General features: G+C 76.1%; 21 protein-coding genes and 1 pseudogene. 10 read left to right on the top strand and 12 right to left on the bottom strand.

Going from position 1 to position 20,129, the window contains the following annotated elements; all coding sequences use genetic code 11:
* Nucleotide 1 precedes the first annotated feature (1 nt).
* A complete protein-coding gene (msrA, locus tag ITJ85_RS08555; RefSeq protein ID WP_217912682.1) occupies nucleotides 2-658 on the bottom strand; it encodes a peptide-methionine (S)-S-oxide reductase MsrA in 657 nt (218 codons plus the stop codon).
* Nucleotides 659-764: 106 nt separating this feature from the next.
* On the opposite strand from msrA, the gene dnaG reads away from it, so the two are divergent.
* Both dnaG and rpoD read left to right on the top strand, forming a co-directional pair.
* A complete protein-coding gene (gene dnaG, locus ITJ85_RS08550; protein ID WP_217912681.1) occupies nucleotides 765-2,495 on the top strand; it encodes a DNA primase in 1,731 nt (576 codons plus the stop codon).
* Nucleotides 2,492-3,559 carry an RNA polymerase sigma factor RpoD gene (gene rpoD, locus ITJ85_RS08545; protein ID WP_217912680.1) on the top strand — a complete coding sequence of 356 codons (1,068 nt, stop codon included), beginning with the start codon at nucleotides 2,492-2,494 and terminating at the stop codon, nucleotides 3,557-3,559. Before dnaG ends, rpoD begins: the two co-directional genes overlap by 4 nt.
* A gap of 398 nt (nucleotides 3,560-3,957) precedes the next feature.
* On the opposite strand, the gene ITJ85_RS08540 is transcribed toward rpoD, so the two are convergent.
* From ITJ85_RS08540 to ITJ85_RS08520, 5 genes are all read right to left on the bottom strand, one after another.
* Entirely contained in the window at nucleotides 3,958-4,443 is a 486-nt protein-coding gene (locus ITJ85_RS08540) for a hypothetical protein (RefSeq protein ID WP_217912679.1), read from the bottom strand.
* A 19-nt stretch (nucleotides 4,444-4,462) separates the two neighbouring features.
* Nucleotides 4,463-4,612, bottom strand: coding sequence for a hypothetical protein (locus tag ITJ85_RS08535; RefSeq protein ID WP_217912678.1), 150 nt, complete (start codon nucleotides 4,610-4,612; stop codon nucleotides 4,463-4,465).
* A gap of 76 nt (nucleotides 4,613-4,688) precedes the next feature.
* On the bottom strand, nucleotides 4,689-5,684 hold the full coding sequence (locus ITJ85_RS08530; RefSeq protein ID WP_217912677.1) for an NAD(P)H-quinone oxidoreductase: 996 nt from the start codon (nucleotides 5,682-5,684) through the stop codon (nucleotides 4,689-4,691).
* A complete protein-coding gene (locus ITJ85_RS08525) occupies nucleotides 5,681-5,854 on the bottom strand; it encodes a hypothetical protein (RefSeq protein ID WP_217912676.1) in 174 nt (57 codons plus the stop codon). Before ITJ85_RS08525 ends, ITJ85_RS08530 begins: the two co-directional genes overlap by 4 nt.
* Nucleotides 5,855-5,868: 14 nt before the next feature.
* A complete protein-coding gene (locus tag ITJ85_RS08520) occupies nucleotides 5,869-6,927 on the bottom strand; it encodes a hypothetical protein (protein ID WP_217912675.1) in 1,059 nt (352 codons plus the stop codon).
* 98 nt (nucleotides 6,928-7,025) lie between these two features.
* Between ITJ85_RS08520 and ITJ85_RS08515 the strand changes: the two genes are divergently transcribed.
* From ITJ85_RS08515 to ITJ85_RS08505, 3 genes are all read left to right on the top strand, one after another.
* Nucleotides 7,026-7,664: a hypothetical protein gene (locus tag ITJ85_RS08515; RefSeq protein WP_217912674.1), complete on the top strand. Its 639-nt coding sequence runs from the start codon at nucleotides 7,026-7,028 to the stop codon at nucleotides 7,662-7,664.
* Between the two features lie 67 nt (nucleotides 7,665-7,731).
* Nucleotides 7,732-7,905, top strand: coding sequence for a hypothetical protein (locus ITJ85_RS08510; protein WP_217912673.1), 174 nt, complete (start codon nucleotides 7,732-7,734; stop codon nucleotides 7,903-7,905).
* Between the two features lie 61 nt (nucleotides 7,906-7,966).
* The gene (locus ITJ85_RS08505) at nucleotides 7,967-8,287 is read left to right on the top strand and encodes a hypothetical protein (protein ID WP_217912672.1); all 321 of its coding nucleotides are present in this window, start codon (nucleotides 7,967-7,969) and stop codon (nucleotides 8,285-8,287) included.
* Nucleotides 8,288-8,329: 42 nt separating this feature from the next.
* Here ITJ85_RS08505 and ITJ85_RS08500 read toward each other — a convergent pair whose 3' ends face one another.
* Both ITJ85_RS08500 and ITJ85_RS17185 read right to left on the bottom strand, forming a co-directional pair.
* Complete coding sequence (locus ITJ85_RS08500; RefSeq protein WP_217912671.1) at nucleotides 8,330-10,027, bottom strand: methyl-accepting chemotaxis protein; 1,698 nt, start codon at nucleotides 10,025-10,027, stop codon at nucleotides 8,330-8,332.
* A gap of 60 nt (nucleotides 10,028-10,087) precedes the next feature.
* Nucleotides 10,088-10,521: pseudogene (locus ITJ85_RS17185) on the bottom strand (chemotaxis protein CheW).
* A gap of 149 nt (nucleotides 10,522-10,670) precedes the next feature.
* Between ITJ85_RS17185 and ITJ85_RS08485 the strand changes: the two are divergent.
* Nucleotides 10,671-11,153, top strand: coding sequence for a CBS domain-containing protein (locus ITJ85_RS08485; protein ID WP_217912668.1), 483 nt, complete (start codon nucleotides 10,671-10,673; stop codon nucleotides 11,151-11,153).
* A 109-nt stretch (nucleotides 11,154-11,262) separates the two neighbouring features.
* The gene (locus ITJ85_RS08480; RefSeq protein ID WP_217912667.1) at nucleotides 11,263-11,637 is read left to right on the top strand and encodes a GYD domain-containing protein; all 375 of its coding nucleotides are present in this window, start codon (nucleotides 11,263-11,265) and stop codon (nucleotides 11,635-11,637) included.
* 13 nt (nucleotides 11,638-11,650) lie between these two features.
* Here the strand turns inward: ITJ85_RS08480 and ITJ85_RS08475 are convergent, their stop codons facing one another.
* The gene (locus tag ITJ85_RS08475) at nucleotides 11,651-11,986 is read right to left on the bottom strand and encodes a LapA family protein (RefSeq protein WP_217912666.1); all 336 of its coding nucleotides are present in this window, start codon (nucleotides 11,984-11,986) and stop codon (nucleotides 11,651-11,653) included.
* Nucleotides 11,987-12,167: 181 nt separating this feature from the next.
* On the opposite strand from ITJ85_RS08475, the gene ITJ85_RS08470 reads away from it, so the two are divergent.
* Nucleotides 12,168-12,584, top strand: coding sequence for a hypothetical protein (locus ITJ85_RS08470; RefSeq protein WP_217912665.1), 417 nt, complete (start codon nucleotides 12,168-12,170; stop codon nucleotides 12,582-12,584).
* 13 nt (nucleotides 12,585-12,597) lie between these two features.
* Here the strand turns inward: ITJ85_RS08470 and ITJ85_RS08465 are convergent, their stop codons facing one another.
* Nucleotides 12,598-12,810: a dodecin family protein gene (locus ITJ85_RS08465; RefSeq protein WP_217912664.1), complete on the bottom strand. Its 213-nt coding sequence runs from the start codon at nucleotides 12,808-12,810 to the stop codon at nucleotides 12,598-12,600.
* A 532-nt stretch (nucleotides 12,811-13,342) separates the two neighbouring features.
* Here ITJ85_RS08465 and ITJ85_RS08460 point away from each other — a divergent pair.
* Together ITJ85_RS08460 and ITJ85_RS08455 are read left to right on the top strand one after the other, a co-directional pair.
* Nucleotides 13,343-14,731, top strand: coding sequence for an FAD-dependent oxidoreductase (locus tag ITJ85_RS08460; protein WP_217912663.1), 1,389 nt, complete (start codon nucleotides 13,343-13,345; stop codon nucleotides 14,729-14,731).
* 26 nt (nucleotides 14,732-14,757) lie between these two features.
* Entirely contained in the window at nucleotides 14,758-15,954 is a 1,197-nt protein-coding gene (locus ITJ85_RS08455) for an MSMEG_1130 family ribosome hibernation factor (protein ID WP_217912662.1), read from the top strand.
* Between the two features lie 29 nt (nucleotides 15,955-15,983).
* Here the strand turns inward: ITJ85_RS08455 and acnA are convergent, their stop codons facing one another.
* On the bottom strand, nucleotides 15,984-18,722 hold the full coding sequence (gene acnA, locus ITJ85_RS08450; RefSeq protein WP_217912661.1) for an aconitate hydratase AcnA: 2,739 nt from the start codon (nucleotides 18,720-18,722) through the stop codon (nucleotides 15,984-15,986).
* A 29-nt stretch (nucleotides 18,723-18,751) separates the two neighbouring features.
* A complete protein-coding gene (locus ITJ85_RS08445) occupies nucleotides 18,752-20,062 on the bottom strand; it encodes an MFS transporter (protein ID WP_217912660.1) in 1,311 nt (436 codons plus the stop codon).
* Between the last annotated feature and the right edge of the window lie 67 nt (nucleotides 20,063-20,129).

Below are 20,129 nucleotides of genomic sequence, written 5' to 3'. Positions count from 1 at the left end.
CCTACTCGGCGGCGACGACCCCCACGGGGCAGCTCACGCCGGTGCCGCCCAGGCCGCAGTAGCCGTTGGGCACCTTCGCCAGGTACTGCTGGTGGTGGTCCTCGGCGTAGTAGAAGGGGCCCGCGGGCGCGATCTCGGTCGTGACCGGCCCGTAGCCCGCCTCGGCCAGGCGCGCGGCGTACGCGTCGCGCGAGGCCTCGGCCACGGCGCGCTGCGCCTCGGAGGTGGTGTAGACCGCCGAGCGGTACTGGGTGCCCACGTCGTTGCCCTGGCGCATCCCCTGGGTGGGGTCGTGCGCCTCCCAGAAGCGGCGCAGGATCTCCTCGTAGGACACCTCGGCGGGCCGGAAGACCACCCGCACGACCTCGGCGTGCCCGGTCAGGCCCGAGCAGACCTCCTCGTAGGTCGGGTTGGGCGTGTGGCCGCCCGCGTAGCCGACCGCCGTGGTGTGCACGCCGGGCGTCTGCCAGAAGACCCGCTCCGCGCCCCAGAAGCAGCCGAGCCCGAGGACGGCCTCCTCCGTGTCCGGCGGGAAGGGCGGCTCGATCGGCGTGCCGAGCACGAAGTGCGTCCCGGTGACCGGCATGGAGGCGGCCCGCCCGGGGAGGGCGTCCTCCTCGGCGACCATCGCCGGCTTCGTCCAGGGGAAGAGGCCCATCGTCGTCCTCCTTGTCGCGGTCGACACCGAGGATAGGACGGTCCGGCCCGCCGCGCCTCCCTATCCTCCGCGGACAGCCCGGACGTCGTCGGACCGCTGGAGGCGCGTGCCCCTCATCTCCCCCCAGAGCGTCGAGTCGGTCCGCCAGGGCGCGGACCTGGTGGAGCTGGTGCGCGGCCGCGTCGAGCTGGTGCGCCGGGGCGGGCGCTGGTGGGGGAGGTGCCCCTTCCACGACGAGCGCTCGCCGTCGTTCAGCCTGCTGCCGCCGGACTTCCGCCGCTACTACTGCCACGGCTGCCACGCCACGGGGGACGCGATCACCTGGATGCGCGAGCAGGAGGGCGCGGCGACCTTCGGCGAGGCCGTGCAGGCGCTCGCCGAGCGCTTCGGCATCCCGGTCACCTTCGAGGAGGAGTCGCCCGAGGAGGCCGCGCGGCGCCAGGTCGTCGACCGGCGGCGCAAGCTGCTCGACCGCGCCGCCGCCTTCTACGCCGAGTACCTCTGGCGGGCCGACGAGGCGGCGGCCGCCCGGGAGTACCTGCTCGGGCGCGGCTTCGAGGAGGCGCTGCTGCGCGAGCTGCGGGTGGGCTACTCGCCGGGCGGGGGCGCGCGGCTCGCCCAGCGCGCGCTGCGCCAGGGGTTCACGCGCGAGGAGCTCGTCGACGCGGGCCTGGCGCGCCGGCGCGGCGGCAACGCGGCGGACTTCTTCACCTCGCGCATCATGTTCCCCATCGCCGACGGCCAGGGCCGGGTGCAGGGCTTCGGCGGGCGCACCCTCGATCCGGCGCAGCGCGCGAAGTACGTCAACTCGCCGGAGGGCCCCAACTTCCGCAAGCGCACGCTGCTGTTCGGGCTGGCCGAGGCGCGGGGCGCGGCGGCGCGCGAGGGCTTCTTCGTGGTGGTGGAGGGCTACACGGACGTGCTCGGGCTGCGCGCCGCGGGCGTCGGGTCGGCGGTCGCGTGCATGGGCACCTCGCTCACCACGGAGCAGATCCGCCTGCTGCGCCGCTGGGCCCCCGAGGTGCGCCTGTGCTTCGACGCCGACGCGGCCGGCGAGCGCGCGGCGTGGCGCAGCGTGGAGGCGGCCGCGGACGTCAACCTGGCGTGGTCCGCGGTGCCCCTGCCCCCCGGGCGCGATCCGGGCGACCTCGCCGTCGACGCGGATGGTCGCGCCGCACTGGCCGAAGCCGTACGGAGTTCGCAACCTCTGATACGTTCCCTCATCGCCGCCCGCGTCGCGCGGGCGGGTGAGTCACCCCGAGGACGGGAGGTCGCGTTGGAGGAGATCGCCGCGCTGCTCCGCCGCTTCCCGGACTCGGTCGAGAAGGACGAGGGGATCCGATTGACCGCGAGCCTGCTCCGACTGTCCCAGGGGATGGAGGAGCGCTTGCGCCGCTCCTCCGGCGAGGCCCCCGCCGCCGCCGCGCCCGCCGCCGTGCTGCCCGAGCGCGAGGCGTCGCCCGACGAGGTGCGCGAGCGCCGCTTCCTGGCCATGGCCGTGGAGCTGCCGCGCGCGGCGCGCCCCTACGTGGAGGGCCTGCCGCCGGAGGCGTTCGCCGAGGGCGCCCACCGGCGGGCCTTCGAGCTGGTGCGCCGGGGCGAGATCGACCTCGACGCCTGGCCGGACGAGTTGGAGGATCTGGCGATCGCGCTGCGCATCGAGATGGCCGACGGCACCCCGACCGAGGCGGAGCTGCGCGAGGCCGCCCTGCGGGTCGAGCTGCCGATGCTCGAGCGGCGCGCCGCCGAGCTGCGCGAGGCCGGCGACGAGCGGGAGCGGATGCGGGTGCTGCGGCTGGCGCGCAAGGTACGCACGGCCCTCCGGGGCGAGCGATGAGCACGGGCCTCTCGGTCACCGCCCTCGAGGAGGTCCGGGAGCTCGTCCAGGAGGGGCGCGAGCTGGGCGCCGTCCCGATCACGCGGGTGGCGGACGTCGTGGAGGCCGCCGACCTCACCGAGGAGCAGCAGGAGCAGCTGCTGCAGGTGCTCGCCGAGCTCAACATCGAGGTGCTCGGCGAGGGCGCCGAGGCGCCGAGCGCCGGCGGCCCGCGCCTCGACCTCTCGGTCAAGGCCAGCTCCAGCGACCCGGTCCGCATGTACCTGCGCGAGATCGGCCGCGTGCCGCTGCTGACCGCCGCCCAGGAGGTCTCGCTCGCCAAGCGCATCGAGCGCCGCGACATGGCCGCCAAGGCGACCCTCATCGAGGCCAACCTGCGCCTCGTGGTCTCGGTGGCCAAGCGGTACGTCGGCCGTGGGCTGGCCTTCCTCGACCTGATCCAGGAGGGCAACCTCGGCCTCATCCGGGCCGTCGAGAAGTTCGACTACCGCAAGGGCTACAAGTTCTCGACCTACGCCACCTGGTGGATCCGCCAGGCCATCACGCGCGCGATCGCCGACCAGGCCCGCACCATCCGCGTGCCGGTGCACATGGTCGAGACCATCAACCGCCTGTCGCGCGTGCAGCGCCAGCTGCTCCAGGACCTCGGCCGCGAGCCCACCATCGCCGAGATCGCGAAGGAGCTCGAGGTCACGCCCGAGCGCGTGCGCGAGATCCAGAAGGTGGCCCAGGAGCCGGTCTCGCTCGAGACGCCGGTGGGGGAGGACGAGGACTCCGAGCTCGGCGACCTGATCGAGGACCAGGGCATCCAGAGCCCGTCGGAGGCGGTCACCGCGCTGCTGCGCAGCGAGGAGCTCGCCGCGGTGCTCGGCCAGCTCACCGACCGCGAGCGCAAGGTGCTCGAGCTGCGCTTCGGGCTGCGCGGCGAGGAGCCCCGCACGCTCGAGGAGGTCGGCCAGCGCTTCGGCGTCACGCGCGAGCGCATCCGCCAGATCGAGGCCAAGACGCTCGCCAAGCTGCAGGCCTACCGCGACACCCAGCGCCTGCGGGAGTTCCTCGATTAGGCCGTGACGTCGGTCGCGGCGCACCGCGACGCGCCGGCGCCGGCGGCCGATCCGGCGGCCTCCCTGCGCTCGGTGTCCGGGCTGCCCGGGCCGCGGGGGAACCGGCCGGAGGTCGTCGTCTGATGGCGGGCGTCGTCGGCCTCGGGCGCGTGGCCGCGCGACGCGGCGAGCCGCTCGCCGCCGAGCCGCCCTCGTGGCGGAGCCCCACCCGACGTCCGCTGGGCCATGCGCGAGAACCCTCGCACGGCGCGCCTGCGGAGGGCCGATCCCGCCTGGACGACGCGCTGGCGGGACGCGCTCGCGGCCCCGCCGGCCGCCGGGCGGCGTGGGGGTCGGGACGCCGCTGGCGCCGCCGACCGTCCGCCCCCGCCCGCGGCGGTCGCTCGCGCGGCCTGCGCCTACGGCCGCGCGATCAGCGCGACGGCCTCGGCGCGCCGGGTGGCGCCGCCCATCTCGAGCGCGCAGCGCGCCGACAGGGCCAGGCGGTCGCCGGCCTCGGGTCGCCGCGCGGCCGGGCCGATCCACTCGATGCGCGGCGCCGGCCCGAGCATGGCGGCGCGCTGACCCCACACGAGCAGCCGGGCGATCGCCAGCGCCCCGGCGCTGACGCCGTCGGGCTCCCCCCGGGACGCCACGTAGCCGCGGTGGGCGGCGAGGCAGGCGACGAGGCTCAGGGCGTCCGGCTCGCCGTCGCGCTCGAGGTCGAGCTCGAGGAGCGTGGCGTCGGCCTCTCCGGCGTCGCCCTCGCGCGGGCGGGTGAGCCCCGGCGCGAGGCGGCGCAGGTGCGGCTGCAGCCCGACGCCGATCGCCTCGGCGCCGGCGCGCAGCTCGGCGTCCAGCGCGTCCGCCGCCGCGCGGTGGGCGTCGCCGAGGCGGAGCGTCACGGGCGGCGCCGCCCCCGGGTCAGACCGCGGGGGGCGGCGAGGCGACCTCGGGCTCGCCCGCCGGCGGCGCCTCGGTGAAGACGAACTCGTCGGGCTCCCCGCCGAGGCGGTCCTTGACGAGCCAGTAGGCGAGGCCGCCCAGGGCGAGCAGCACCAGCAGCTTCTTCATCACGTCTCCGTTCCGGTCCGGGAGTGGACGGGCGTGAACCGTAGCGCATGACCCGGGCGGCCCTGCGGATGCGCGCTCAGCCGCCGGCGCCCCCGCCGGCCACCCGCAGGACCACCTTGCCGACGGTCGCGTCGTCGCCGACCGCCCGGTGGGCCGCGGCGACCTCCTCCAGCGCGAGGACGCGGTCGATGATCGGCACGAGGCGGCCGTCGTCGAGCCGGGGGCAGCCCCAGGCGGCGAAGTCGCGCACGAGGGCGGCCTTCTCGTCGGGGGTGCGCCCGCGCAGCGTGCTGGCCCGGACGGTGGCCTGCAGCGGCAGCAGGGCGCCGAGATCGACCTGGGCGCGGCGGCCGCCCACCAGGCCGATCACCGAGATGCGCCCGAGGCGGGCGAGCGCCCGGACGTTCTCGTCCCAGTAGGAGGCCCCGACCGTGTCGAGGATCACGTCGGCGCCGCGGCCGTCCGTGGCGGCGCGCACCTCGTCGGCGAAGCGGCCGTCGCGGGCCACGACGGCGGTCGCGCCGAGCTCCTCCACCACGTCGGCCTTCGCCTCGCGGCGCACGGTGCCGACGCTGCGGGCGCCCATCTCGCGGGCGATCTGCACCGCCGCGGTGCCGACGCCGCTGGCCGCCGCGTGCACCAGCGCCGTCTCGCCGGGCGCGAGCCCGGCCAGGTGCCGTAGCGACAGGAAGGCGGTGAGGAAGACCTCGGGCACGGCCGCGGCCCGCACGAGGTCCATGCCGCGCGGCACCGGCAGCAGCTGGCCCGCCGGCACGGCGACCCGCTCCGCGTAGCCGCCGCCCGACAGCAGCGCCATGGCGCGGTCGCCCGCCGACCAGCCCTCGACCTCCTCGCCGACCTCGGCGACCACCCCCGAGGCCTCCAGCCCGAGGATCGGGCCGGCGCCGGGCGGCGGCGGGTAGCGCCCGGCGCGCTGCAGCAGGTCGGCGCGGTTGACCGCCGTCGCGGCCACCTCGAGCACCACGTCGCCGGGCCCCGGCCGGGGGTCGTCCACCTCCGCGAGCGCGAGCGCCTCGGGGCCGCCCGGCTCGGCGACGACGACGGCCCTCACCGGGCCCGCCGCGTCCGCCGCTCCCGCAGCCGGCCGATCACCACGCCCGCGACGGCGCCGACGGCGGCGCCGGCGGGCGCGACGACCTGCGCGTCGAGCGCCATCGCCGCGACCGTCCCCAGGCCGAGCCCCACCGCGGTGCCGTAGGACGCCCACGACAGGCGCCGCATGGGGGTCGCCCCGCTCAGCGGCGCCGGCGCGGGGCCACGCAGAAGTTGCTCACGCCCAGCGGGCGCTTCGTGAAGTCGTCCGTGCGGTAGGGCCACACGCGCCAGACGTAGCAGGCGCCCAGCACCAGCCTCGGCGCGCGCATCCGGTTGCGGCGCGGGAAGACGCTGCGCAGCTTGCGCAGCCGCACGGCGTTCGACGAGGCCATCCGGCTGGTGTCGACGCGGAAGATCTGCACGTTGTAGAGCCGGGTGCCGCGCGGGCCGCGCTTCCACCGCAGCATCGGCCGGCGCGTGCGCACGACCGCCGCGCGGCGCGGCGTGAGCCGGCCGGCGTTCTGCGACGGCAGCGCGATGCGGATGAGCGCGGGGCCGGTCGGCAGCGGCAGGGCCCCGGCGGCGATGGGCGACGGCGCGGCGGGGGCCGGCGCCGGCGACGCCGGGGCGGCGGGCGGGACCGACACGATCGAGAAGGCGGCCGCGGCCTCGGGGCCGGCGTTGCCGGCGGCGTCGATCTGCCGCACCACCAGGGTGTACGCACCGGGCTGCAGCGGGGCCGGCGAGGCCACCGGGCTGGTCGTCTCCACGGGTCCCTGGATCTGGCCGGTCGGCGCGTCGACGCGCCAGCTGAACCGCGCGCCGGCCTCGCCGCCGCTCCAGCCGAACGTCACCGGCTGCCCGGCGGCGATCGTGCTCGCCCCCGTGATCGTGAGCGGGCCGGGCGGCGTGCGGTCGACGACGAAGGTCCGCCGCGCGCTCTCGGTGCGGTCCTCGCCCTGGGAGTCGCGGCCCGTCCAGACGAGGATCGTGTGACGGCCGTCCCGGATGTTCTGCGGCAGGCGGATCGTGAAGGGGCTGCCGCGGTTGAACGAGAGCTGCGGCGCCGTGCTGGTCCACCAGTAGGTCGCGTCGGGGTCGCCGGTGACGGTGTACTCGGGCGGCCGGTTCCAGATCTCGTCGTCCGCGCCGGAGATGACGGGCGGGGCGGCGAGGGCGGCGGGCGCGGCGGCCAGGGCGCACGCGAGCGCGCCCGCGGCTGCGGCGGGCCTCCATCGAGCGTGGCACTGGCCCTGCATTTCCGCCACCCTACTGTCCCCAACGCGCGAACCTGAAACCGCCAGGGCACGACGATCACCCGTCCGGGGCGCCCGGCCGCACCGGTAGGCTGCCGCGGATGCCCCCGCACCAGACCCCCGAGCAGATCGCCGAGGCGCTCGCGCCCGCCCGCGCGGACGAGCCGCCCTCGGGCCCCTCCCTGCGCGTGCCGGCCGCCCGCTACGCCGCGATGAGCCGCGACGTGCTGCGCCAGACCCACGCCCACGACGCGGTCGAGCGGCCCGACGCCGCGGCGGCCTACGAGGGCCCCGTGGCGACGCTGCGGCTCTGGACCCGCGCCGCGCCGGGCGGCGCGCCGTGGACGGCGCTGGCGACGAGCGTCAACGAGGTCGAGGGCCGCGTCGCCGTGGACGCCGGCTACCGGGTGCCGGCCGACTCCGCCGAGCACGCCGCCGCCCTCGCGCGGGACCCGGCCCTGGCGCTCGGCACGCTGCTGTCCCGGTACGGGCTCTCCTACTACGCGGGCCGCCGGGTCTACCTGACCCCCCTCCACGTGGTGAGCCTCACCGCGCCGCTGGCCGAGCTGGGGCCCGACCAGTTCGCGCGCGCCGTCGGCCTCGAGGAGCCGGCCCCCGGGACCGACGTCGCCGTCAACGTCGCCTCGGCCCGCTCCCGCGACGGCCTCACGCGCCTCGCCTGGCTCTGGGTGCTCGACCTCACCCGCTACGAGGCCGACGCCCGCGCGCGACGGCGCTGACGCCCGGCGGCGTCGCCGGGACCCGCGGCGGGTAGCCCCGGAGGCGACGCGATCGAGGAGGTGGGCGATGGACCCGAGGCGAGCCGGCGACCCGGGCGAGGCCGGGCGGTGGGCGTCCGACGACGGACGGGAGGGCCCGGGCGTGCAGCCCGCGACCCTCGAGGGCAACGAGGGCTGGCCCGACGAGACCGGGCCGGCGGACGTGGCGGCGAGTGAGGACGCGGCGACGCCCTCGCCCTGACCCGCGGCGCCGTCGGCGCCTGATAGAAGAGGGGTCGTCTTGACCGACAAGGGGGCGCGGCGTGCACCACGAGGAACTGCCTGCGGATCCGCGCCGTCTGCGCCGGAACGAGGAGCTCATGGAGGAGCTCAACCGGCGGATGAAGGACCGCCTGGGCGAGATCCGCGAGGAGGACGACCAGGACGCGGACGCCCCGTTCGGCTTCTTCTGCGAGTGCTCGGACATCGACTGCCGGCTGCGCATCGACATCCGGCCGCGGCACTACGAGGCGATCCATCGTGACTCGGAGCAGTTCGTGCTCGTGCCGGGGCACGAGGTGCCGGCGGTGGAGCGGGTGGTCGACCAGGAGGACGGCTACCTGATCGTGCGCAAGATCGCCTGAGCCACCCGCCGGGACCGCGGCCCCGGCGGGTGGCTCAGGCGGTCACACCGTGAAGCGGGCGACCATCCGGTTGAGCTCGTCGGCCTGCTGCGACAGGCCGGCGGCCGACGCCGACAGCTGCTCGACCGACGCGGTGGTCTCCTCGGTCGAGGCGGCGACCTCCTCGGCCGAGGCGGCGTTCTCCTCCGAGACCGCGGCGACGGCGCCGATCGAGTCCTGCACCTGCACGGCGCCGGCCTCGAGCTGCTGGGCCGCGGCGGCGACCTGCGAGACCTCGCCCGCGACGTCGGCGACGCGCTGACGGATCGCCTCGAAGGCGCCGCCCGCGGCGGTGACCTTCGCCGAGCCCTCGCCGACCTCGCGGCGGCCCTCGTCCATGGCGGACACGGCCCGCTCGGTCTCGCGCTGGATGTCGCGGATGATCGCCTCGATCGAGCCGGCGGCCGCCTGCGACTCCTCGGCCAGCTTGCGCACCTCGTCGGCGACGACGGCGAAGCCGCGCCCCTGCTCGCCCGCGCGGGCGGCCTCGATGGCCGCGTTCAGGGCCAGCAGGTTGGTCTGGTCGGCGATCTGGGTGATCGTGCCGACGATCTGGCCGATCTCCCGCGACTTCACGCCCAGGCCGCCGACCACCTCGGCGACGCCGTCCACGGCGTGCTCGATGCGGCCCATCGCCTCGGTGGCGTCAACGACCGTGCGGCTGCCCTCGCGGGCGGCGGCGTCGGCCTCGTTCGAGGCGCCGGCGGCGCGCTGGCCGCCGGCGGCGACCTGCTCCACGCCGCTGGCCATCTCGCCGACCACCTGGGTCACCTCGGCGACCGAGCGCGCCTGCTCGCTGGAGCCGGTGGCGACGCCCTCCACGGTGCCGGCGATCTCGGCCACGGCGCGGCCGGTCTCCTCCGAGCCGGCGGCGATCTGGCCGGCCGTCTCGTTGACCCGGGCGGCCTGCTCGAGCACGCTCGAGACGACCGCGTGCATCGAGGACACCATCGCGTCGAAGCTGCGGGCCACGTCGCCGACCTCGTCCTTCTCGACGGCGCCGATCGCCACCGTCAGGTCACCGGCGGCCGTCGTGCTCGCCGCCTCGCTGACGCGGGTCAGCGGGCGCACGATGGAGCGCGTGATCAGCAGCGCCAGCACCGCGCCCACGGCGATCGCCGCGACGAGGATGGCGACGACGATCCAGACGGTGCGGCTGGTCGAGGCGCTGAGGTCGACGCTCGTCGCGTCGGCGATCTCGCGCCGGTGCTCGTCGAGGGCGGTGAGGTCGTCGAACAGCCGCTCGCGGGGCTCGCCCGCGGTGAGGACTACCCGCGTCGCCGCGGCGTCGCGCCCGCTCGTCTTGAGCGTGCTCGCGCGGCCGTAGATCACCGCCATCTCGTCGTGCGCGGCCGTCGCGTCGGCCAGGAGCTCCTTCGCCCGGCCGTCGTGAGGCAGCGCCATGGTGCGTCGGAACGTCTCGTTCGTCGCCGCCGCGCGCTCCCTGTACGCGGTGCCGTCCTCGGGCGCGCCGGTCAGCTGGAAGCGCAGCGCGGTCGCGATCTCGGCCGCCAGATCGGCGCGGAGCTCGCCGAACGCCGCGAACTCTGTCTCAGTGTCGTGGAGCGTCGCGCTGTAGTCCGCGTCGACGGACCTGATGTTCAGGATCGCGAGCCCGCCCACCACCGCGGTGAGGGCGAGCACCGCCGCGAAGCCGAGCATCAGCCGGCGTCCGAGGCGGAGGTTGGAGAGCCATGTCATCTCTGTGGACATCCTTGTCTGCGGCCCGGCGCGCCGGACCTGGTGGAGAAGGGGCCGGGGTCAGGCCCCGGGGCCGGTCGTCCCGCCCAGGAGGGCATCGACGTCCAGCAGGACCACGAGCGCGCCGTCGCGCCGGACGAGGCCGGCGACGGCCTCGGAGGCGAGGTCGCCGAGGGCCTCGGCGGGCTCGATCTCGTCGGTCCGGAGCGTCGCCACCTGCGTGACCTCGTCGACGATCCCGCCGACGCTGCCGTGGGGCAGCTCGAAGACGACCGTCGTGCGGTCGCCCGTCTCGGCCGTCCTGCCGCCGAGCAACACCGCGAGCTCGGTCACCGGCAGCACCGTGCCGCGCAGGCCATCACCCCGACCACGTGGGCGGGGGCGCCGTGCAGGGGCCGCGGGCGCTCGTAGGGGACGATCTCCTCGATCGATGCGATCGGCACGGCGTATGCCTCACCGGCGACCTGCAGGTCGCCGGTGACGGTGGTGCTCATTCGGGTGCCTCCCTGGTGGACCACTATCCCTGTCGGATCAGGAAGACATGAGATGAGCGACGTCCGCGGGCGGTGTGACCGCGGCCACCGCGGCCCTCGTGCCGGGCCGACCCCCGTCCGATAGCGTCCGCGCACGCGAGAGGAGACCCGTGCGCGTCCGCGACGTCATGACGAGCCCCGCGGTGAGCCTGCCCACGACCGCGTCGGTCGCCGAGGCCGCCGCCGCCATGGTGCGCGACCGCATCGGGTGCGTGGTCGTTGTGAGGGCGGACGACCCCGGCCGCGTCGCCGGCCTGTTCACGGAGGCGCGGCTCGAGCTGGCGGAGGCGACGGTCCCGATGGCCATGCCCGCCACCACGGCGCCGCGGCTGATGGACCTGTGGGCGCAGAGCCCCGAGCAACTGGAGGGCGCCCTGGCGGCCGTGGCGGGCCGGCGGCTCGCCGAGGTGATGGAGGAGGCGACGACCGCCGACGCCGACGAGCCGCTGTGGGAGGCGATGCGGCGCATGGCCGAGCTCGGCATCCGCCGCATGCCGGTCCTGGAGGGCGGGCGCCTGGTCGGCCTGGTCGCCCGTCACGACCTCCTCAAGGCGGTGGCCGCGCTCGGCGGGGCGGGGGCCGCGCGGCGCTGAGCGGCGCGTGGCCGGGCGGGTGGTCCCGGGCCCGGGCTCCGGTGTATGCATGCGGAAAAGCCACGACGCGCCGGGCGCCCGGCGCGTCCCGCACCCCGGAGGGGTGGCGATGCCCACCTACATGAACCTCTTCACGTACGACCGCGACTCGTGGCGGGCGATGGTCGGGGCCCCGGAGGACCGCTCCGCCGCGGCCCGCAAGGTGGTCGAGGCCGCCGGCGGCAGGCTCGAGGGCTTCTGGTGGATGCTCGGCGAGCACGACGGGCTGGTCATCTACAGCGCCCCCGACGGAGCGGCCGCGGCCGCCGTCTCGGCGGCGATCGCCGCGAGCGGCCGGGTGGCGCGCATGCAGACCAACCAGCTGCTGACGGCTGACGAGTCCCGGCGCGCGCTCGAGCGCGCCCGCGACGTCACGGAGGCGTACGAGCCGCCCGGGGGGCGCGACTGGCGCGCCGACTACGACGAGGGCGTGTCGGTGGGGTGAGCGCCGCCGGCGCTCAGCCCCGGCCCTCCCGCCGGTGGCGGACCCTGCGCCGGATGGCGAACGAGGTCGCGATGCCGAGCAGCCAGCCGAGCGCGGCGGCGACGAAGATCACCAGCGCGAGCGCCGCCTGCGTCGAGCCCACCAGCCAGTCGACGCGCACCTGCTCGCGGTTGGCGACGACCCACGCGATCAGCAGGCCGACGATCACCAGCCCCAGGATCGCCGCGGCGTAGAGCTCGGCGGTGCGGCCGCCGCGCCGCGCGCGGTCCAGGCGGCCGGCGCCGCCCGGCTCGCCCGGTGCCGCGGGCGGCCGTTCGTCGGGACCCGGGGTCGTGGGCTCGCTCGCCATGGCGACAGCCTTCCCGCCGACGGCGGCCCGCAATCCCCGCGGACGCACCGCGGGCGGGAGGCGCCGGGCGAGCGCGTCGGCGAGCGCCGCGCCGGCCGGGGTGTCGAGGTCGCCCCGAGGAGCCGCCCGCGGGCTCGCCGCGGCCGCTGGTGACGCGGGGCGGCGGGTGGGAGGATGCGACATGGACGCCGTCGAGTCGCTCGGGGCGCTGCGCGCCGCGCTCCTGCGCCTGCACGCGGAGGTCATCGAGCACGAGCGCCGCACCTACGAGCGCGTCCACGGGCGCGTGTCGGCGGGCGACCTGCTGCGGCTGACCATCTCCTCGCCCTGGTTCGCCTGGGTGCGACCCCTGTCGGAGCTCATCGTGGCGATCGACGAGGCGCTCGGCGCCGAGGAGCCGCCCGACGATGCGGGCGCCGGGGCGCTGGCCCGGGCCGCCGCCGCGCTCGTCTCCGCCGGCGACGCCCCGGGCGCCCTGGGGCGCCCGTATGGGACGGCGCTCCAGGAGGCGCCCGGCGTGGTGCTGGCGCACGCGGTGGTGCGCCGGGCGCTGCGGGCGTGGCCGGACGAGGGTCCCGCCGCGCCGCAGGCGCCCTGAGCCGCGCGGGCCGCTACTCGGCGTCCACCTTGAACGCGACGTCGACCGTGGCCTGCCACCGGTCCACGCCGCCCTGGTCGTTGACGTTGGCGCGGATGCTGGCGACCTCGATCCACGTCTGCCCGTGGACGCGGTGCGCCGACGTGCGGAGCGCCACCTTCACGGCCTCCTCGATCGACGTGGCGGACTCGCCGACCACCCTCACGACCTTGAACGCGGTGTCCATTCCATCTCCTCGGGACGGGGTTGTCGGCCCCCTGTACCCATCGGGCGGGCGCTCGGCACGCCGCCGCCCGGCCCGGCGCGGTGCGCTCGGGGCGATCCCGCCGTCGGCGGTGGCGGCGCGCGGAGGCGGGCGTCCCCGCCCCCGGCGCGCCGCGGCCTCGCCGACCGTGACGAACGTCGGCGACGCGGCGGAACGCGGGCCGGTGACCCGCCGGCCCTGGGCTCCGCTCGGCGCATCGGCGCCGCCAGGTCCCCGGGAGCGGGTCAGCGGAGACGGGGCGACACCGATCACGACCGGTCCGAGCGGGCACCCCGTGGGGGAGTGGGTTGCGGACGCGGCGGGGAAGTCCCGATCTGAGCCGGCCATTCCGGGCCACCGATCGGGAGCGGCGAGATGCCGGTCGAGGTATGAGCGTGCCCGCTGTGCAGAGGGCGAGGGAACGATCCGGTCGGCGCGACCGGGCGGTCCACAGCGGGGCGGCGGCGCGGGCTGGCTCGCGGAGGAACCGGCGGGACGACCTCGTGAGGGGTTGTTGAAGCGGCTCGCCGTGGTGGGCGGCAACGCCGCCGGGATGAGCGCCGCGGCGGTGGCGCGCCGGCGCGACCCCTCGCTCGACGTGCTCGTGCTCGAGCGCGGCGTGCACGCGTCGTATTCGTCGTGCGGCATCCCGTATCTCGTCGGCGGCACCGTCGGCGGGGCCGACCGCCTGATCGCCCGCAGTCCCGAGGACCTCCGCCGGGCCGGCATCGATGTGCGGACGGGGTGCGAGGTCACGCGGATCGACCTCCGCGGGCGGACGCTGACGTACCGCGACGGGGGCGCGAGGACGGAGCGGCGGGAGGGCTTCGACGAGCTCGTCTACGCGACGGGCGCGGTCGCCATCGCGCCGCCCGTCCCCGGCGCCGAGTCGGTCGAGGCGGTGCGAACCCTCGACGCGGCCGAGCGCCTCGTGGCACGGCTGACCCGGGCGCGCGGCCGCACGGCCGTCGTGATCGGCGCCGGGTACCTGGGCCTGGAGATGGCCGAGGCGCTGGCCTCGAGGGGACTGGAGGTCGCCCTCGTTGACCGCGAGCGCCAGGTCATGTCGTCCCTCGACGCCGACATGGCGGGTCACGTCCAGGCCGCGGCGGAGGGCGCGGGCATCCGGGTGATGCTCGGCGTCGATGTCCGCGAGATCGCCGGGGGTCCCGACGGCGGGCCTCGCGTCGTCCGCACGACGGCCGACGACCTCCACGCCGACCACGTCGTCGTGTCGACTGGCGCCCGGCCCGCCACCGAGCTGGCGGCCGCGGCCGGCCTCGAGCTCGGACGCACCGGCGGCCTGCGCGTCGACGACCATCAGCGGTGCGCGGGGCACGAGGGCGTCTACGCCGCCGGGGACTGCGCCGAGAGCCGGCACCGTCTGCTGCCCCATCCGGTCAACGTGCAGCTCGGTACGCATGCCAACAAGCAGGGGCGCGTGGCCGGCACGAACGCCACCGGTGGCGACGTCGCCTTCCCGGGGGTGATCGGGACGGCGATCTCGCGCATCTGCCGGCACGAGGTCGCCCGCACCGGCCTGAGCGAGACCGAGGCGGCTGCCGTCGACCTCCCGGTCGTCGCCGCGACGATCGAGGACTCGACGAGGGCGCGCTACTACCCGGGCGCCGGACCGATCTGGGTCAAGGTCGTCGCCCACGCCGAGACGGGGCGGTTGCTCGGCGGTCAGATCGTCGGCGTGGAGGGGGCGGCGAAGCGCATCGACGTGCTCGCGACGGCCGTGTGGACCGGCATGAGCGCCGGCGAGCTGGAGCTGATCGACCTGGGCTACGCGCCGCCCTTCGCGGGCGTCTACGACCCGCTGCTGATCGCGGCCCGTCAGGCGGCGCACCGCGTCCGGGCGCCCGCGCCGCGGACGGCCCCCCGGCGCACGCGCGATTGACGCTCGCCGCTGCGGGCATACATCCGATGATGCGTGAGCTGTCGCCGATCGATCTGTCCGATCCGGACGCCCTGCTGGCCCTCTCCCGCCGGACCGCTCCCGCCGGCGTGCTGTCGATCTACGTCGGAGCGGACGCCGGTGCCGATCCGGGTCTCCGCGGCGCCGCGATCGACCTGAAGAACCGGCTCGCCGAGCTCGAGCGCAACGTGACGGCCGAGGGACCGCGGGAGCGCACGATGGCACTGCGCCAGGGGCTCGAGCGTCTCGATCCCGAGATCCGGCGCCTGACCAGCCCCGAGGAGTCAGGGCGCGGGCGGGCGCTGTTCGCGCCGCTGGGGGAAGGGGAGGGGGAGGCGATCCGGTTCGCGAGCCGGATGCCGCTCGCGACACGCGTCGTCCTCGACGCTGGGGCCTTCATCCACCCGCTGCTCGAGCTGCTCGACGAGGGGCGCCCCGCCGGCGTGGTGCTCGTCTCCCAGGACGAGGCGCGGGTGCTGGAGTGGCGGCTCGGCGAGCTGCGACCGCTGGAGCGCCTGGAGCCCGAGGCCACCGAGGCGCCGCACGAGCGGCCGGGGCCGATCGGCTCGAGCCCGAGCGAGCGGGCGCGGACGCCCAAGCGCGAGCAGCGGCAGGCCCGGGAGCACGAGGGGGCGCGCCGCTTCCTCGAGCAGGTGCAGGAGGCGGCCGCGCGGCTCGGCGACCGGCACGGCTGGGAACGGATCCTCGTGAGCGGCGGCGACCGCCTCACCGATCCGCTGGCCGACGCGCTGTCCGCCCCCCACGGCGCGGAGGTCGTCCGCGATCCCCGGGTGCTGACCCAGCTGGACGAGGCGAGCCTGTCAGCGGCCCTGACCGAACAGCTCCGGTCCGCGTACGCCGAGTACGAGGCCCGCCTCGTGCGCGATGCGCGCGAGGCGGGCCTCGGGCCGGGCGCCGCCGCGCTCGGGCTCTCGGAGGTGGTCGGCGCCCTCAACGAGGGCCGCGTCGCCCACCTCCTCTACGACCCCGCGGTCCGCTATGCGGGGGCGGTCGGTGCCGACGGCCGGTTGCACGCGGGCGAGGAGTTGCGGGCCGCGGTGGGCGGGGTCGTGGACGAGCCGCGACTGACGGAGCGGCTGGTCGAGCGCGCCCTGGAGACCGGCGCGCGGGTGACGCCCGTGGAGGGCGCGGCGGCGGGCGCGCTGGCCGAGGCCGCCGGTGTCGCTGCGCTCCTGCGCTGGTAGGCCGGCCGATCCGCCCGGCACGGCGGCGCTCAACGGCCGCTGCGCAGCTGGCGCAGCACGTAGTGGAGGATGCCGCCGTGGCGGAAGTACCGCCACTCGTTGGGGGTGTCGATGCGCACCTTCGCGTCGAAGGCGACGCCCGTGGAGGTGGTGACCCGCAGGCGGGTGGCGCCCTGCTCGAGCGGCGCCAGGTCGAAGGTCTCCTGGCCGGTGAGCCCGAGCGAGGCGGCCGACTCGCCGTCGGGGAACTGGAGCGGCAACACGCCCATGCCGACCAGGTTCGAGCGGTGGATGCGCTCGAAGGAGCGCGCGAGCACGAAGCGGATGCCGAGCAGGCCGGGGCCCTTCGCCGCCCAGTCGCGGGAGGAGCCCGACCCGTACTCCTCACCGGCCAGGACGCACAGGGCGACGCCCTGCTCGGCGGCCGCCATCGCGGCCTCGTAGATCGAGGTCTGCTCGCCGTCCCAGACGGTCACCCCGCCCTCGGTGCCGGGGGCGAGCCGGTTGCGCAGGCGTACGTTGGCGAACGTGCCGCGCATCATCACCTCGTGGTTGCCGCGGCGCGACCCGTACGAGTTGAAGTCGCGCCGCTCGACGCCGTGATCCAGCAGATAGCGGCCCGCCGGCGCCTCGGGCGCGATCGCGCCCGCCGGTGAGATGTGGTCGGTCGTGACGCTGTCGCCCAGCAGCACGATCGCCCGGGCACCGGCGACCGGCGCGAAGCCCTCGTCCGGCTCGGCCGCCATGCCGTCGAAGTAGGGCGGGCGCTTGACGTAGGTGGACCGCGGGTCCCATGCGTAGCGATCGCCGGCGGGGACCTCGAGCGCGTTCCAGTGCTCGTCGCCGGCGTAGACCTCGCCGTAGCTCGAGCGGAACATGTCCGACTCGACCGCCTGCTCGATCGCGTCGCTCACCTCGCGGCGCGACGGCCAGATGTCGGCCAGCCGCACGTCGCCCTGCACCGGCTCGCGGGTGATGTCGAGGTCCATGCGGCCCGCGAGGGCGTACGCGACCACCAGCGGCGGGCTCGCGAGGTAGTTCATCCTGACCTCGGGGTGGATCCGCCCCTCGAAGTTGCGGTTGCCCGAGAGCACCGAGCACACCGTCAGGTCCCGCTCGGCGATCTCGCGCGAGATCTCCTCCGGCAGCGGGCCCGAGTTGCCGATGCAGGTCGTGCAGCCGTAGCCGACCAGCGAGAAGCCGAGCCGCTCCAGCGGCTCGATCAGTCCGGCGCGCTCAAGGTACTCGGTGACCACCTTCGACCCCGGCGCGAGGCTGGTCTTGACCCAGGGCCGCCGGACCAGCCCCGCCTCGACGGCCTTCCTGGCGAGCAGCCCGGCGCCGAGCATCACGGAGGGGTTCGAGGTGTTGGTGCAGCTCGTGATCGCGGCGATCACGACGGCACCGTGGTCCAGCCGGTCCCCCTCCGCGTGCGCGAGGACGGCCGGCGCGCCGTCGGCGCGGTGCGCCGGCATCGGCTTCGGCGAAACGCCCTCGGCCTTGCTGGAGGGCGGGTCGCTGGCGGGGAAGCTGAGCGCCGACGACGTGTCCCAGCCCTCGTACGCCTCGCCCGAGACGAAGCCGCGCAGCTCCGCGCGGAAGTCGGCCGCGGCGTCGGTCAGGGCGACGCGATCCTGCGGCCGGCGCGGGCCGGCGAGGCTCGGCTCCACCGTGGACAGGTCGAGCTCGAGCGTGTCGGAGAAGACCGGCTCGGGCGCTCCCGGCTCGTGGAACATGCCCTGCGCCCGGCAGTACGCCTCGACCAGCTCGACCTGCTCGGCGGGGCGGCCGGTGAAGCGCAGGTAGCGCAACGTCTCCGCGTCGACCGGGAAGATGCCGCAGGTGGCGCCGTACTCGGGCGACATGTTGCCGATCGTCGCCCGATCGGCCAGCGGGAGGGTCGTCAGGCCGGGGCCGAAGAACTCGACGAACTTGCTCACGACCCGCCGCTGGCGCAGCATCTGCGTGACGGTCAGGACCAGGTCGGTGGCGGTCGACCCCTCGGGCAGCTCGCCGGTCAGGCGGAATCCGACGACCTCCGGGATGAGCATCGAGATCGGCTGGCCGAGCATCGCCGCCTCGGCCTCGATGCCGCCGACGCCCCAGCCGAGCACGCCGAGGCCGTTGACCATCGTGGTGTGCGAGTCGGTCCCGACCAGGGTGTCGGGGAACGCCCGGCCGTCGCGCGCGTGGACCACATTGGCCAGGTACTCCAGGTTGACCTGGTGACAGATCCCCGTGTTCGGCGGCACGACGGAGAAGTCGTCGAACGCCTCCTGGCCCCAGCGCAGGAAGGCGTACCGCTCGCGGTTGCGCTCGAACTCCAGCTCGGCGTTGCGCTGGAAGGCGAGCGGCTCGCCGAACACGTCGACCTGGATCGAGTGGTCGATGACGAGCTCGACCGGCACGAGCGGGTTGATGAGCGTCGGGTCGCCGCCCAGCTCGTCCATCGCGTCGCGCATCGCGGCGAGGTCGACGATCGCCGGCACGCCCGTGAAGTCCTGCATCAGCACGCGGCTGGGGCTGAAGGCGATCTCGATCGACGCCGGCCCGGCGGGGTCCCAGCGGGCGAGCGCCTCGATGTCCTCCCCTCTGACCGCCGTGCCGTCCTCCGAGCGCAGCAGGTTCTCGAGGAGGATCTTCAGCGAGAAGGGCAGTCGCGCCACGTCGAAGCGCTCCTGCAGCGCGCCCAACCGGAAGATCTCGAGCCCCCGCCCGCCCACGTCGAGGCGATCGCGCGCTCCGAAGGAATCGGGATGTCCGCTCATGAGCCGAACGTACCCATTCCGGCCCACGCCTACGGCGTCCCCGCGTGCGCGCGAGCCATCTCCTCCGGCTCGGGCGTCCATCGCGTCGCCGCCACGCCGAGCACCGAGAGCGCGAGCACCGCGCCGACCGCGGCCGCCACGCCGGCCGCCTGGGCGAGCACGCCGAGCAGCGCGAAGGCGATCATGAGCACGCCGATGATGGTGTTCGCGAGGGCGACGTAGAGGGGGCGCTCGCGCGGCGGCGCGGCCGTCACGAGGTACGCCTTGCGCCCCAGCCGCACCCCCTCCTGCGCCACCACCGCCACGAACACGACGCCGGCGTAGGCCAGCTCGCCCCCTGCGTCGGCCAGCATCAGCGCGACCGCGAGCACCGCAGCCAGCGTCCCGATCATCCCGGCCACCGTCATGACCGCGCGGTCGGACGCGTGATCGGTGGCCCACCCCCAGACGGGGTTGCCGGCCACGGCCGCCACGCCGGACGCGACCAGGAAGGCGCCGAGGCCCGACGCATCCACGCCCGCCTCACGGGCCGCCAGGACGTAGAAGGGCACGGCCACCTCGGTCGCGGCGAGCAGGCCGCGAGCCAGCAGGAACCGCCGGAAGCCCGCGACGCGCCGCAGCAGCGCGACCCCGGCGCGCGCCTCCGCGAGCGGCGTGCGGCCGCCGGCGACGGGGCCCGCCGGCTCACGGATCAACGAGAACAGCCACGCGCCGAGGACCCAGAGCGCCGCCGACCCGATCAACAGCGCCACGAAGGTGCCGCGCGCCGGCTGCGGGCCCAGCGTCGCCGCCAGGACGCCGCCGACCACGACCCCGATCAGCCCGCCGATGGCGGCGCGCAGCCCGAGGAGGCGGCCGCGGCGCCGCCTGGGGATCGTCGTGCCCATCACGTCGCCGAAGGCCACCGAGCCCGCGCCGCTCGCCAGGCTGAAGAGCGCGAGCATCGCCACGAGCACGACCCCGGCGGCCGACCCCGACAGCGTCGCGGCCACCACCGCGCTCACGAGGAGCGTCGCCGCCTGGACGAGCCCGGCGGCGACCCAGAAGCCCTTGCGCCGCCCGAACGCCCGCATCCGGCCGGACACGATGAGCCCGGGCACGAGGCTCGCGCCGCGCCGGACGGGCTCGAGCGCCCCGACGAGCCCGATCGGCGCGCCGACGGTCGTCAGCAGCAGCGGCAGCACGACGCTCGGGCTCGCGATGAGCTCGGCGCACTTCGTGCTCGCCCCGTTGGCGACGTTGAGCGCGAAGTTGCCCGGGGCGTCGTGGCACGCCTCCTCGGGGATGTCCTCGCACGCGCTCCCCTCCGTCGCGTCGTCGGCGTCGAGGAGCTCCCTCACGCGGAGCGTGCGACCCGTCACGGGCGTCACCTGGTATGCCGACGTGGCGAGCCGGCCTCGCGGGACC

It is taken from the genome of Miltoncostaea marina (assembly GCF_018141525.1).
In the GTDB taxonomy this organism is placed as follows: domain Bacteria; phylum Actinomycetota; class Thermoleophilia; order Miltoncostaeales; family Miltoncostaeaceae; genus Miltoncostaea; species Miltoncostaea marina.
Note: the sequence above shows the minus strand (reverse complement) of the source record. Positions and strands in the feature narration are given on the sequence as shown.